Here is a 14,112-nt window from a genome sequence, read left to right on the forward strand (position 1 = left end):
AAGGATTGGAAGGAAGTTAACTTTTCCTCCTTTTATCTTTCTTAGTTCCAAAACCTCATAAATGAATATAGAAATAACAATAAACAATAATAAAATTTATCTAGAGTATACACCAGAAAATGGTACCGAATGGATAAATGAATTATTTGAAAAAGGTGAGGATTTTAGAGCAAAAGGTACTTTTCGATTAACTGAAGATGATTTAGTAAAAGATTCTAATTTAATACCGGGTACTTCCTTATCTCTTTCATTTGGTCATTCAATGACGTTTGAAATTGGGCGTTTATCTGACGATTATTATAGAATTTACAATACCATACTTGAGACGAAAAATGATGTCTTATTTCACAAATCTTGTACAATTAGTAATAAGTATTTTATTGTCAATAGTAACATATCAATACTCTTTAAGTTCGAGAAACTTGCTGACCAACAAATTATTATTGGAGGAGACAAGGAAAGTGCTATTCCAGAACAAGTTTTTAAAGATATTATTAATTCTTTCCCTTCTAGAACTGAACTAAAACATTATGTTAATTCTAGAATTACCAATGTTTTATCACAGTATTTAGATAATGTTAATGACTCAGGAAAGGCATTTGAAAAGTACATTGAGAATCGTAATAGGATAGGAAATATAAGGTCGTTTCCATCATTGAACGAATATGAATATGAGAAGTATCAATTTATATTGAAAACTCTTAAAGAGATGCTTGACAATAGTGACATTTATAGTGAAAGTGATTGGCAAAATCAAATTCTAGATATTATTCTCATCTTATTTCCTAAATACATTCTATGTTTTTCAGAGGTTCATATAAAAGATTACTATTCTAAACCTGATAAATCAACAAATAGAAAAATAGATTTAATGTTAATCGATGCAAATGGAAATATTGATGTCATAGAAATAAAGAAGCCTTTTGAAAACTGCATAGTGACAAAAAAGACATATCGGGATAATTATACTCCTATGAAAGAACTGTCAGGAACAATTATGCAATTAGAAAAATATATATTTCATCTTAATAAATGGGGAATTAATGGTGAAAAAACACTTACCAAAAAATATAAAAATGAATTGCCTCAAGATTTTAATTTAAAAATAACTAATCCGAAAGGGTTAATTATTATAGGTAGAGATGATAACCTTAGTACAGATCAGTTATTTGATTTAGAAATTATAAAAAGAAAATATGCAAATGTGGTAGAGGTAATTACCTATGATGATTTAATTAAAAGACTGGAAAATACATTAGATAAATTCAAATAAGTGCTTCGAACCCGAAAAGTAAACATTTTAAACTCATTAAATATGCCACTAACTATCACAACATTGACTCTCCTTAATGAATACATCAACGGAGTAATGCATCGTGCAGATGACCACGGGCACAACGTAAATGAAATAGTATTAACACTTGCAGGTGCAGTAATTTGGCGCGCAACGCAAGATATTGAAGTAAGAACTTATAAGGAAGAAACTGCAAATATTTTATGGTTAACTGTGGATGGGCATAGATATGCGTTAGCGTACAACCATAATACAGGAAATATTGAGATTCGTGATAGAAACCAAAACGGGACTGTTTTGGCAACTTTTAATAATTCATCAAGTGCTGATGATGTGAAATCTATTTTTGGAGGACTGTAAATTTAGAGATTAGGTTATAACTTTCTGTAAGAATCAATTAATATTATTTGAAGAGAATGATTTTGTACACAACTTAGACTATTTTTCTGTAATATTTTAAGCATACTTGTTACAAATTTTAAGTAGAGGCATGTGGTCAAATTTTTTTAAATTAATTGTCAAATATCGCCCCGTTCCCGCCATGCTCTGCATGGTGGACAATCATTTAAGACAACTTATCCTCTTCCAAAAAGGCAATTTAACCACCCCCCTTTCAATCATCATCACCTATTTTATAACTCTTTTTCATCTCTAAATTCACGCTCAAAACCCTTAACTCTCCTACCCTAAATACGTTAAATTTAATAGGTCTTTAACCCTATTAAAATGGCATTTATAGATTATTATAAAACCCTAGGGCTTAGCAAATCTGCTACCGAAAAGGAGATTAAAGCTGCCTATCGCAAGCTGGCCCGGAAGTACCATCCGGATGTTAATCCTGACAATAAAGAAGCGGAGCAAAAATTCAAAGCCATCAATGAAGCGAATGAAGTATTGAGCGATCCTGAGAAACGTAAAAAGTACGATCAATATGGTGAAAACTGGAAGCATGGTGAGGAATATGAAAAAGCGCGTCAGCAACAAAGGCAACAACAGCAGGCTTATAGTGCAGGTGGCGCATCTGGTTTTAACGAAGGCGATTTCTCTGATTTCTTTGAATCCATGTTTGGCGGTGGGGCTTCATTCAGTCAAGCTGGGCGTTCTGCAAAATTCAAAGGCCAGGATTATCATGCCGAACTCAATCTCAACTTAGCCGATGTTTACAGCACTCAAAAGCAAGTTTTAACGGTTAACGGTCAAAAGATCAGACTCACCATTCCAGCTGGAGTGGAAGACGGACAGAAAATCAAAATTAAGGGTAAAGGAGGCCAGGGCTATAATGGCGGTCCGAATGGTGATTTGTACATTCAATTTAATATTGCCCCACATCCAAAATTCAAACGAGTGGGTGATAATTTATATCAGGATGTAAAGCTAGATTTATACACTGCTATACTGGGTGGTGAACTTCTGGTAGATACTTTTGATGGACAGGTGAAACTGAAAATCAAAGCCGGCACAGACAATGGATCCAAGGCAAAACTGAAAGGAAAAGGCTTTCCTGTTTACAAAAAAGAAGGACAATTTGGAGATATGATCATCACCTATCATATCAGCATCCCTACCCAACTGTCTGATAAAGAAAAAGCCTTATTTAAAGAACTTCAAAACTTAAGAAGCTGATGAAAACGAAAGAATTAATATCCACTTATACGCTATGCTCTCAATACAATATTGAAATTAGTTTTGTAGATGAGTTAAATAAAATGGGGCTAATTACTATTGAATTAATAGAAGAGAAACCATTTATACACCACGATCAGCTCAATAAATTCGAAAAAATAATGAGATTATATCATGAGTTAGAGTTAAATCTTGAAGGTATTGATGTGGTTTTTCATTTATTGGAAAAGCAAGAAGCACTTAATCAAGAAATTAAAGCACTTCAAAATCGATTAAAGCTTTATGAAGGAGAGTAGAAATTTAAAATCATACTCTTATACATTAGGATTTTAGTCATGTTATAGTGCATTAAAGTCTTTTTCGATTATATGAATCTTTTACACGACAAAGACGGTAATTCAACATTCAAACTCCCCTATTTTTGCACCTACATTATATATTAATTCAATTTTTTTAGAATTAAATGTAACATAAGTTACAATAGGCTTACCGAATAAGCATTTATTTGACTGTCATTAAATAACTAAAAGTCTAAACTAGAAACTAAAATTAATTTTTTATGTACTAATTTTTTAACAACCCAAAATTTAGAAACATGGCACAATTTATCGCATTCAACAAAGATGTTGAAGTAAACAAGCAAACAGTTTTATCCATTGTTAATTCAATGGAAAAAGGCAAAGAAACAAGATTAGGAATTCTAATAAAAAATGGAGTAAATCCTGATCAAAATGAATGGTTCAATCAACAAAACTGGTTAAATGCATTTAAAGATATTGCCGAGAATCTTGGCGATATGAATCTATTTTTAATAGGAAAGGCCATAATTAACAATGCACAATTCCCTCCCATTAAAGATTTAGAAGAAGGTTTAAGATCAATTGATGTTGCTTACCATATGAATCATAGAGTAAATGGTAAAATAATGTTTGATCCTGAAACGGGTAAAATGACTCCTGGAATAGGGTATTACAAGGTCACAAAATTTGATAGCAAAAATAAAGAAGCTGAAATGGTATGTGATAATCCTTACCCTACTAAGTTTGATGAAGGCATTATCACACAGGTAGCTAATAAATTTAAGCCTATGGGTTCACGAGTTTCCGTAGATTTAGATACCACCAAAGAAATGAGGAAGGAAGGGGCAAACAGTGATACTTTTTTAATTAGGTGGTAGTAGTTGGTTTGAGTTCCTTACTTTAAAAAATGAAAAAGCACAAGCTAGAACTTGTGCTTTCTTATTTAATTATCCTTCCTTTAGTATCCCCCCTCCTTCCTAACTGACTTAAGCGCTCATTAAAATGATCGTCCCGCTTTCATCCCACCAAGCTTTGCCTGTTGTAATAGGGCTTTAATGGTGCTAATTGCTGCAAATTCAATTCTAATAACACTTAATAAAGCGTCTGCTACACTTAATTCTTTAACAACCCAATAAGCAATGAGTAGAAATGTTAAATTTCACAATCCTAAAGCTCTTTCTTTTGCATTGAAGAGAAAGTAATGATTTTAGGAATTAAAAATTTACTGAGAACATATTATATTTTTAAGGTATTAATTTAAAATATTGCTTTCTACCTTCTTCCGTTAAATATGGGAAAATGACTTCAAATAGTAATTGGTGATAATATGAAACTAATGAATCTTCTTGTATATTAAACAGGAAAGCAGCATTAATCCAATTGTCGCCCAAAATATTCATTCTTTCATACAGCCTTTCATATTCTCCTTCAAAAGCCTTTTCTCTTATCAGTTTATGTTGGATCATCTGATCAAAAAGTGCCAGATATTGCTGTTTTCTTAAATCTTGCAGTTTAACATAATGTCTTTTAAGCTTGTCATTGGTCTCTAGTACTTTGTATAGGTCCTGAAGTATAAACCGGTAATTATATAAGGTTTGCATGGATATAAGCGAGCTTTTATACAGAAAAGGAAGTATAGCCTGATCCTGCACGATTTTTTCCATTTCTGTATTCATTTCGTCAACAAGCTGATAATATAATTCCGCAATCAAATCGGCTTTCGTTTTATAATGATAGTTAAGATTGCCTTGACTAATTCCTATTTCTAGCGCAATCTGTCTGAGCGTGACATCCTTTACTCCTCTTTTATTAAATAAAGATAAAGCGGTTAATAAAATTTTATTCTTTGTTTTCATATAATTATTATACTTGACCTAATTTAGTATATTTGACCTAAAATTAATGAAATAATGGAAATATCTATCATTGGAGGCGGTATAACTGGTTTAACTACAGCCCTTGCTCTAAGTAAGTTAGGATTACCTGCTAAAGTATATGAGCAAGCAAAATCACTAAATGAAATTGGTGCAGGAATATGGCTACAACCCAATGCTATGAAAGTGCTTCAATGGTTAGGTCTGGAAAAGGAAATAAAGCAGGCAGGATGTACATTAAATAAAATGGAAATTACTTATCCTGATTTAACACCTATAAAGAAAATTAATAAGGCTGTAGTATCAGATTCAGACGGAAACCAGACTATTGCTATTCATCGTGCCAAATTACAATCCATATTATTCGATAAATTAAAGGAAACGAGCCATATAGAGTTAGGTAAATCTTATATTAATCATGAGTTAGTAAATAAGAAAATTGAAATACAATTTAAGGATGAATCAATAAGCTCTGATATTGTGTTGGGGGCAGATGGAATTCACTCAAAGGTTCGCGCTACTATGGGCTTGCCTTCCCAATACAGAAATACGAATCAAATATGTTGTAGAGGGATCGCTACTATTGAGCTTCCAGAACATTTACAGGCAGAAGGAAAAGAAGTTTGGGGACATAAAAAACGTTTTGGTTTTTCACAATTATCGGATGAAAAAGTCTATTATTTTACGGTTCTTAATAAAAATAATTGTCCATCAAATTTAGATCAGAATTCATTCATCGATCAATTTAAAGAATTTGACCCTATCGTTTCTCAAATCATTGCCTCCTCTGAAACTTTTCACGAGACAGAATTATATGATTTAAAAAGATTACCTAATTGGTACAATACTCACAGTTGCCTAATCGGAGACGCAGCTCATGCTACAACGCCTAATATGGGACAAGGAGCTTGCCAAGGTATAGAAGATGCCTACTACATCAGTAATCTATTAAAATCTTCTGAAAAGCCTGCAGATGCGTTCAAACAATTTGAATTAAAAAGAAGAAAGAAAGTTGAATATGTAGTTAATAACTCTTGGAATTTTGGTAAAATGGCTCATAACCCTTTTGGTCAGTTTATCATGAGAACCATAATGAAAATAACCCCAGAAAAGGTAATGAGTAAGCAAATGAATAAGCTTTACGAGGTAGATGGATTATAAAACTTCCAAGTAAATTTCTTTCAATACAAAGCTTAAATTCTTATCAAAATGATAAGTTTGCAGCTTGATGTCTACTAAGAATGTACTCACCATAGGAATTTTAGCGCATGTGGATGCGGGCAAAACATCATTAACTGAATGTTTGCTACATGCTGCGGGTGCTACAGTGCAGGCAGGTAGCGTTGATAAAGGCTCAGCAATCACAGATGCTTTAGCATTAGAAAAAAGCAGAGGCATTTCTATTAAAGCCTCCTCTATAAATTTCAATTGGAAAGACACACAATTTCAATTAGTGGATACTCCTGGCCATATTGATTTTGCTGCTGAGGTTGACCGTTCATTATCAGTTTTAGATGCCGTTATTTTAGTAGTCTCAGCCAAAGAAGGCGTTCAAGCCCACACTTTAAATTTGTGGGAAAGTTTAAAGGAGCGAAATCTACCGGTCATTATTTTCTTTAATAAGATTGATAGAGATGGAGTTTACCCTGAACAAGTATTTAGTGATTTCCAAAAAGAACTACAAGCTCCCCTATTTGCTTTAAATTCACCCAACATAACCGAAGGGCAATATAGTTTAACCGCATTTGAAAAATCCGTCAATTTAGCAGAGAACCCCATTTTAAATCAGTCGATAGAAAATTTAGCAGAACATGATGAAGAATTTTTGGAGCAATATTTAGAGGAGAATCTAGATGATCCAAAAGATATTGTAAAGCAAGCGATTCCACATTTGAAGAAGGGAAACCTTTACCCTGCACTCTTTGGAAGTGCTAAATTAGGAATTGGCATTGAAGCATTGCTGAAAAACATGGAGTTGCTAATTCCTTCAGATCAAAAATACTACTCCACACCATCAGCTAAGGTATTTAAAGTGGAACTCCATGATAAAATGGGAAGGTTGGCCTATATCAAATCCTATGGAAGCACACTTAAAACTAAGGACAGCATCTTATCTCAACAACTGGAGCAGGACATTAAAATAAATCAAATCTACAAAGCTGAAACAACAGGATTCAACCAGGTAAATGAACTCCATGCTGGAGAAATTGGTCTAATCACTACTTCAGAGATTATTCAATCAGGTGACATATTAGGGAATCAAGAACTTGATGATGAATTTACAAAAATCAGTAATGCTGTATTAGCTGTTGAAGTAAAAGCTGTTGAAGACAAAAACTATCAAAAGTTAGGGGAAGCATTAGAAATTCTAAATATGGAAGATCCTATTTTGGATTTTAAATGGTTCAAAGAGGAAAGAGAGTTTCACATCAAAATATTAGGTCCTATTCAAACAGAGGTTTTGAAGGATAGTTTAGAGCAAAGATGGGATATAGAAGCAGAGTTTCTTCCTCCTAAAGTGGTATATAAAGAAACTCCTTCAAAATCTGCAGAAGGCTATGTACGCTATTGGATGCCAAAACCTTGCTGGGCTATCATGACATTCAAAATTGAACCAGGCCCTTCTGGAAGTGGTACACAGTTCACCAATCATGTACGCACTAGTGATATCAGTCAAAAGTATATCAATGAAGTAAAGCGTGCTATACCCTGGACTTTGAAACAAGGAATTCATGGATATGAAGTCACGGATATCCATATCACCCTAATAAAGGGTGAAGAGCATAGCGTTCATTCTAATCCGGGAGACTTTTTATTGGCAACCCCAATGGGCATCATGCGAGGCTTGGAGAATGCAGGGACTGATCTTTTAGAACCCATGTATGCCTTTGAAATTAAAGCTCATCAGGAATTGCTGGGGGCAGTAAGCAGCGATCTCAGTCAGATGCAAGCTCAATTGGAATCTCCGTTTTTTGATGAAGAGTATTTTATCTTAAAAGGCAGAGTTCCTGTAGCTAAATCCATGAACTACCCCATAAAATTCAATGCTACAACTTCGGGTAAAGGTCGATTAAAATTTAAGCTCGATGGTTACGAGAAAACTGCTTTAACAGAGGATAAAGAGAGGGCTTACAGAGGCGTTTCACCATTAGATGAATCACAGTGGATTTTGCATATGCGTGGCGCATTCAAGGCAGATGAAAGAATGATGACCTAATTTTATATTTATTCTACTCCCACTTCCCCTATAACCTCTAGACAAGTAATGTAAACGGGTTTACCTATCATACAAATACTGCCAACATCTTCCGCAGCTTCATACCCTAATCGAACGCGCTGCCCTTCAACATAGGTAAAGTCCCATAAAGGATCTTCTTCTGCTCCTTCAGGTAAAGGAGGTGTGCCGCAAAAGCCCCATCGCCAAACCGGCTCTAAATAATCACCATTATCGAGTTGAAAAACAAAACCACAACCATCGGTTGAAGACATATCGACCACTGTTGCTGTATAAGTACAATCTTTGGAAATTTTTGAGTCTTCTGGTTCGCAAGCAACGATGCTTAGCGTTAGTAAAAGTATGGGGATAAGTCTTTTCATTCTATTAGTTATGATAATTGAAAGACACCATATGGATTTGATAGGTTGGAATTCTCTTTCACAGCCAAACATTATTGGTGTGTTTATTCAAAAGAAATGTAACAATAAATAATATATCTATTTGTTAGAGTTGGATACATCTTAAACATGATCTATTCTACATTTAAAATAGTAACAAAAAAGCCTCAAACAATTTAATTGCTTAAGGCTTTTTTCTTGCAAATAAATTTAATTTACTAATTATTACTTTCTGGTGATACCGTTAGGAGGCCGTAAATATTGAATACCGCATCAAAGTCAACAGGGCCCTCACTGCTAGCTATAACATGAAATGCAAATGGCTCAAAATTTTCAACGTAACCTTCAATCTCTTCTAAAATGGCGTCAGGAATTTCAATATCGGTTTCTGAAGTATAATCTAATGAATTCTCCACTTCGAAAAATGGAGCGCCAGGATTGGCTCCAAAAAAGGTAAGACTTATCGCTATGCTGGTAGGAGCAGAAGCATCTATCCTATCATTTACTTGCAAAGTAAGTCTTTCTAAAGTAAATTCTTTCACTCGGTCCTTATATTCTTGAATCTCCTCAACAGAGGGATCTATAATAACTAGAACTGTAGTATCTTTTGCTTGGTCAGATAAAACCCTTGCAGTTTTCTCAAAGTTTTGAGGAACATCAATATCTAAAATATCATCAAATTCATCACATGCAAAAATAGAAAGTGTAAATAGCGCTATAAGCGATAATTTGAAAGTAGATTTTAACTTCATATTATTTATAATTTTTATGATTAACATTAAAACTACTTTATTAAGTTGATTCAAAAAACCCTTTTTCGTTTAATCGTACCTTTTGAACTATATAGCTATGAATCTATTAGCCAAAGATTAAACAAGGCTATTCTCATAAGTCAAATACAAATAACTTATCCTTACTTCAGCACCACCCCAACCCCAATTTTCTCCAATAAATAAGGGTTATGATCAATTACTACTATATCGTTTCTTCGGCTTAACTTTTCAAGGATATCAAAAAGCAAATCGATATCTTCAAAATGTAAACCTATACTGGGTTCATCCAATACATATAAAGTATTTTCAGTTTGATCTTCTAAGCAGTTCAAGAGCAATAATCTTTGCTTTTCACCTGAAGATAAACTCTTAACTGGCTGGTTTAAAGTCAAGTGATCTAAACCAATGGATGACATCTTGTCTAAAAAGGAAATCTTTTTGCTACTCACTTTATGTTGCGCAAACCAAGAATTTAACTCTGCCAAATTGAAGTCTAATACTTCAGCAATATTGAGTCCATCGACTTTATAATCTAACACATATTGTTGGTATCTGGTCCCCTTACAAACCTCACAAGTTTCTATAGTATTGGCTGCAATATCAAGACTGGTTTCAATTACCCCTCTACCCTTACAATTTGGACATTGCCCTTTCTTATTTTTGTAAGAGAATTCCTGTGTCTTTAAATCAGTATTCTTAGCAAACACCTTGATTACCAAGCTTAACAAATCAAGATAATCTACTACTAAGGTATTATTATATGCTCTCAGTTTTATAGCTTCAAAATATTGAGCTGCTTTATATTTCCTTGGAAAATCTATTTCTGAACAATGAACAGCTGTTCCTATATTTATACTGGGTATTATAATATCCTTCACTAAAGTCGTTTTCCCAATACCGGATTTACCACTGATGGCTGTAATTCCACCAATTGGTACATTTAGTTTTTCCTTTTTTAAGCTGTATCGATTTATGTTTTTAATTTGAATAGCCTGACCCCCTGTTTTAAGACTTAGCTTCTTCCCGGCTGTTTTTAAATAAGGATGACAACAATCTTGCTTTAAGAAAGATTGAGGCGTCCCCTGAAATATAATTTCACCTCCTAATTTACCTGCTTTAGGTCCTAATTCTACCAATTGATCCGCAGCGAGAATGATTTCCTTATTATGCTCAATAACAATCACTGTATTTCCTTTATCGATTAACTCCTTTAATAATTTTATTAAATCCGGAATATTCTCAACCGATAAACCTGCAGAAGGCTCATCCAATAAATAAGTAATTCCTTTTAAAGGAGAATTCAATTGTTTGATGAGCTCGACCCTTTGGTTTTCCCCACCAGATAAGCTTGGTGATTTTCTACTTAATTGTAAATGGTTTATATGCAGCTGTTTTGCTCTTTCTATCGTCTGCTCTAAATAGGGTTTGAATCGATTAATTAATTTGTAATCAATCGTATTCTTTCCTAAAGATTGAGAAAGCCAGTTATCCAGCTCATTAAAGTTCATCTCTTTAACATCTTGAATAGATTTTCCTTCCAACTTATAGTCAAGGCGTTCTTTTTTCAAACCACTGCCAGAGCATTCACCGCAAGTCGCAGGAGAAAATAATGCCTTTAAGTTATCAATATGCTTATTCTTTCTGGTTTTATAATATTCATCCTTGAGGTAATGAAATAGTCCTTCCCACCTCATGCTAACTTGCTGAGTTCCGCTTCTCGTCTTCGTTTTGAATCTCCATTCCGTTTCCCATACTTTATCACCTGCGCCTTCAAATAATAATCTTCTTTGCTCTTCATTAAACTCTTTAAAAGGGGTTTTAGTGCTAAATCCATTCGCTTTGGCAAGCTCCTCAAAAATCGCCATATGCCTACTATCGGGTTCACCGTAATAAGCTAATGCTTTGTTATGAGTAAACAAGCCTTCTGCTATGCTCAAATTTTCATTATGAATAATCTTTTCAAGATCCGGTAGTAACTCCACTCCTACTCCCTCACAAATAGCACATCTTCCTAGTTCATGGTGATTAGAAAAATGACTAGCAGATAATTCATCTCCTTCATATTGTGCCTTTCGGGAAAATGCAAAACGTAATAATTTATCGATTCCAGTTTGCTTGGCTATATCAGAACGTAGATTTTCACTTTTCTCTTTTCGGCTTATGCAAATAGTCGGGCTAAGCCCGGTAATATTCTCTACCTCAAACTGAAAATTAACACCTACTCTAGATTGCTGGTATGAGCTAAATTGCTTGGTCATTTCTTGTAAACCGTATCCATGCAATGTGTCTATCAATAATGATGATTTACCAGAGCCAGAAATTCCGCTTAATACCGATAATTTATTTTTAGGGAATACAATATTTAGATCTTTGAGGTGATGGGTATTTGCCCCTTTTACATGGATGCTTTTTGTATCATCTTGCTTCACTGCAGCTAATTCCCTTTTCTCAAATGGAATTGAATTATCAATCCACTGGTCACATTCATCATGGAATAAAGCATGATTTTCAAAACAGATAATGCCAGCAGTTTGCTTTTTAAGCTGATGCAGAGCTTCTAATAATTGCCTTACATTTTGCTGATGCAAACCAATACTTGGTTCTTCTAAGATTAAAAGGCTATTTCTGGTCGGCTTAGCAAAATGTTTGGTTAGTTTGATTCGCTGAGCTTCACCACCAGAAAGGGTATTCGATGGCTGGCCCAATTTAAGATACCCTAGCCCTAATTGAATCATAAGTTCTAACACTTTAGCTATCGCTTTTTCTTCAGAAAAAAAGTCTAGTGCTTGTTCAACGCTTAAATTATATACATCTGCTATATTTTTATTCTGCCATTCAACTTGTAATACTTCTGGTTTAAATCGCTTGCCATTACAGCTAGGACAAGTCTGATTAATATTGCCCATAACACTCATCGATAAACTGATTACTCCTGCTCCCTCACATGTTTCACATCTGCCCATTTTGTTATTAAAAGAAAAAGCGCCTTTCTTCAAATTAAGCGTTTTTGCTTTTTCTGTTTTAGCGAAAAGGTCTCGTAACTTATCAGCTAAAGCGGTATAAGTAGCAGGATTACTTCTCGGTGTTTTCCCTATCGGCTGATCTGTCACCCTAACCATATTGTAGTCTTTACAATTGGCAAAATCTTTCAACTTGCTCGAAATATCTTCAGTTTTTCTACTGATAACATTTAAGCTACCCGGCTGAAAATTTAAGATTTGCTTTGTATTTTGATTAGGCTTTAATGGTTTATTGTTTACTGACTTTTGAATTTCATTTAAAGTCGGGCTATCAATATTTTTTGAATTAAGAAACTTATCCAGAGAACCATTAAAAATAACATCTCCACCAAATCGTCCTGCTTTAGGACCTAATTCTAGTATCCAGTCTGCCTGCTCTATAAAGTTTAAGTCATGCTCCACCACCATTACGGTATTTCCCTTCTTAATTAAACGCTTCAGCATGTATAATAAATACTCTTGATATGGAGCTGCTAAACCTATTGAAGGCTCATCAAATACATATAATATGCCCTGTAAATTGCTATTAACTTGTTTTATTAATTTTATCCGCTGAGCGTCTCCAGAGGAAATTTCAGTACTAGGAATGCTCATAGAATAATCTTCCATTCCAAGTTGGATCAGATCATTTAATTGGATCAAGATCTTATCAACTAATAGCTTTTCTCCTTCATTAAGTGATTCATCTTTTAACTTCTCAAATAAAGGATTCAAAGGCATTTCCATCCACTCCTGAAAATTGTAGTCTTTCCATTTATATTTAAGATGCTCAGCTTTTATTCTTGCACCCTTGCAACTTGGGCATAATTTTGAACTGACAAACTTTAAAATATTCGGGTTTCGATCTCGTTTAAGAATATCATTCATGATGGGCAGCATTCCTTTATAATAATGCTCCTCTCTCGGTTTAGCCTTGAATCCCTCCCATCTTAACCTTGATTCTAAACTATGCTTACCATAATACACCTTTATACGCTCACTCCCATTCAATATCACATCCTTTTGTTCCTCGCTAAGCTCTTTCCAAGGGATGTCAACATTAAAGCCATGCGCTTCACATACCTTATTTAGCTCTTCAACTGTAACCTGTGAATAAACAATATAGCCACCAGGTAAAGTGGTAGTTATGGCTCCTTCTCTTAGGGTTTTATTCTCGTCTCCAATGAGTTTGTTTAAATCAATAAACTCTGCTTCTCCAATTCCTCTACAAACTTCACAGGCTCCTTTTGGATGATTAAATGAAAAAAGAGATTTACTCATTATGTCTTCACCAGAATAGCGAGCAAATAAAATTCTGAAAATAGCGGTTAATTCTGAAAGGGTTCCAAAAGTAGTATTAATGGATTGAAATCGTTTTGATTGCTCTACTTTAATGACAGGAAGTAAATCATCAATTTCATCTACCTCAGCTGTTGGAATTGCTAAAGCATTTTGCTGGTTATAGGCTGCTAAGCTTTCTAAAAAATATCGATAGCCTTCATTTGCTATAACCCCCATCGCTAAGGATGATTTTCCTGAACCAGAAAGGCCAGTTACGACTATTAGTTGATTTTCAGGTAACTCAAGATTAATATTTTTAAGGTTATTTTGATGGGCATTTTTAAGCTTCATAAA

11 protein-coding genes are annotated in these 14,112 nt (G+C 34.1%); 7 read left to right on the forward strand and 4 right to left on the reverse strand.

Annotation, left to right across the window (positions count from 1 at the left end):
- The first annotated feature begins 61 nt into the window (after positions 1-61).
- The 5 genes from QYS47_RS11520 (at position 62) to QYS47_RS11540 (ending at position 4,094) form a co-directional block, all read left to right on the forward strand.
- Positions 62-1,273 (forward strand): Shedu immune nuclease family protein, encoded by a 1,212-nt coding sequence (locus QYS47_RS11520; RefSeq protein ID WP_322346244.1) that lies wholly within the window; start codon positions 62-64, stop codon positions 1,271-1,273.
- A 42-nt stretch (positions 1,274-1,315) separates the two neighbouring features.
- Positions 1,316-1,654: a hypothetical protein gene (locus QYS47_RS11525; RefSeq protein WP_322346246.1), complete on the forward strand. Its 339-nt coding sequence runs from the start codon at positions 1,316-1,318 to the stop codon at positions 1,652-1,654.
- Between the two features lie 366 nt (positions 1,655-2,020).
- Positions 2,021-2,917, forward strand: coding sequence for a J domain-containing protein (locus tag QYS47_RS11530; RefSeq protein ID WP_322346249.1), 897 nt, complete (start codon positions 2,021-2,023; stop codon positions 2,915-2,917).
- Entirely contained in the window at positions 2,917-3,213 is a 297-nt protein-coding gene (locus QYS47_RS11535; RefSeq protein WP_302124634.1) for a chaperone modulator CbpM, read from the forward strand. Before QYS47_RS11530 ends, QYS47_RS11535 begins: the two co-directional genes overlap by 1 nt.
- Positions 3,214-3,512: 299 nt before the next feature.
- Positions 3,513-4,094 carry a hypothetical protein gene (locus QYS47_RS11540; RefSeq protein ID WP_302124632.1) on the forward strand — a complete coding sequence of 194 codons (582 nt, stop codon included), beginning with the start codon at positions 3,513-3,515 and terminating at the stop codon, positions 4,092-4,094.
- Positions 4,095-4,460: 366 nt separating this feature from the next.
- On the opposite strand, the gene QYS47_RS11545 is transcribed toward QYS47_RS11540, so the two are convergent.
- Positions 4,461-5,072, reverse strand: coding sequence for a TetR/AcrR family transcriptional regulator (locus QYS47_RS11545; protein ID WP_322346253.1), 612 nt, complete (start codon positions 5,070-5,072; stop codon positions 4,461-4,463).
- Between the two features lie 54 nt (positions 5,073-5,126).
- On the opposite strand from QYS47_RS11545, the gene QYS47_RS11550 reads away from it, so the two are divergent.
- Positions 5,127-6,251, forward strand: coding sequence for an FAD-dependent monooxygenase (locus QYS47_RS11550; RefSeq protein ID WP_322346255.1), 1,125 nt, complete (start codon positions 5,127-5,129; stop codon positions 6,249-6,251).
- 67 nt (positions 6,252-6,318) lie between these two features.
- Positions 6,319-8,307: a translation factor GTPase family protein gene (locus QYS47_RS11555; RefSeq protein WP_322346257.1), complete on the forward strand. Its 1,989-nt coding sequence runs from the start codon at positions 6,319-6,321 to the stop codon at positions 8,305-8,307.
- 8 nt (positions 8,308-8,315) lie between these two features.
- Here the strand turns inward: QYS47_RS11555 and QYS47_RS11560 are convergent, their stop codons facing one another.
- The 3 genes from QYS47_RS11560 to QYS47_RS11570 form a co-directional block, all read right to left on the reverse strand.
- Positions 8,316-8,687, reverse strand: coding sequence for a hypothetical protein (locus QYS47_RS11560; protein ID WP_302124622.1), 372 nt, complete (start codon positions 8,685-8,687; stop codon positions 8,316-8,318).
- 236 nt (positions 8,688-8,923) lie between these two features.
- Positions 8,924-9,457 carry a hypothetical protein gene (locus QYS47_RS11565; RefSeq protein ID WP_322346260.1) on the reverse strand — a complete coding sequence of 178 codons (534 nt, stop codon included), beginning with the start codon at positions 9,455-9,457 and terminating at the stop codon, positions 8,924-8,926.
- A gap of 161 nt (positions 9,458-9,618) precedes the next feature.
- A complete protein-coding gene (locus tag QYS47_RS11570) occupies positions 9,619-14,109 on the reverse strand; it encodes an AAA family ATPase (protein WP_322346262.1) in 4,491 nt (1,496 codons plus the stop codon).
- Between the last annotated feature and the right edge of the window lie 3 nt (positions 14,110-14,112).

The sequence above is a fragment of the Marivirga arenosa genome, from assembly GCF_030503875.2.
Taxonomy (GTDB): domain Bacteria; phylum Bacteroidota; class Bacteroidia; order Cytophagales; family Cyclobacteriaceae; genus Marivirga; species Marivirga arenosa.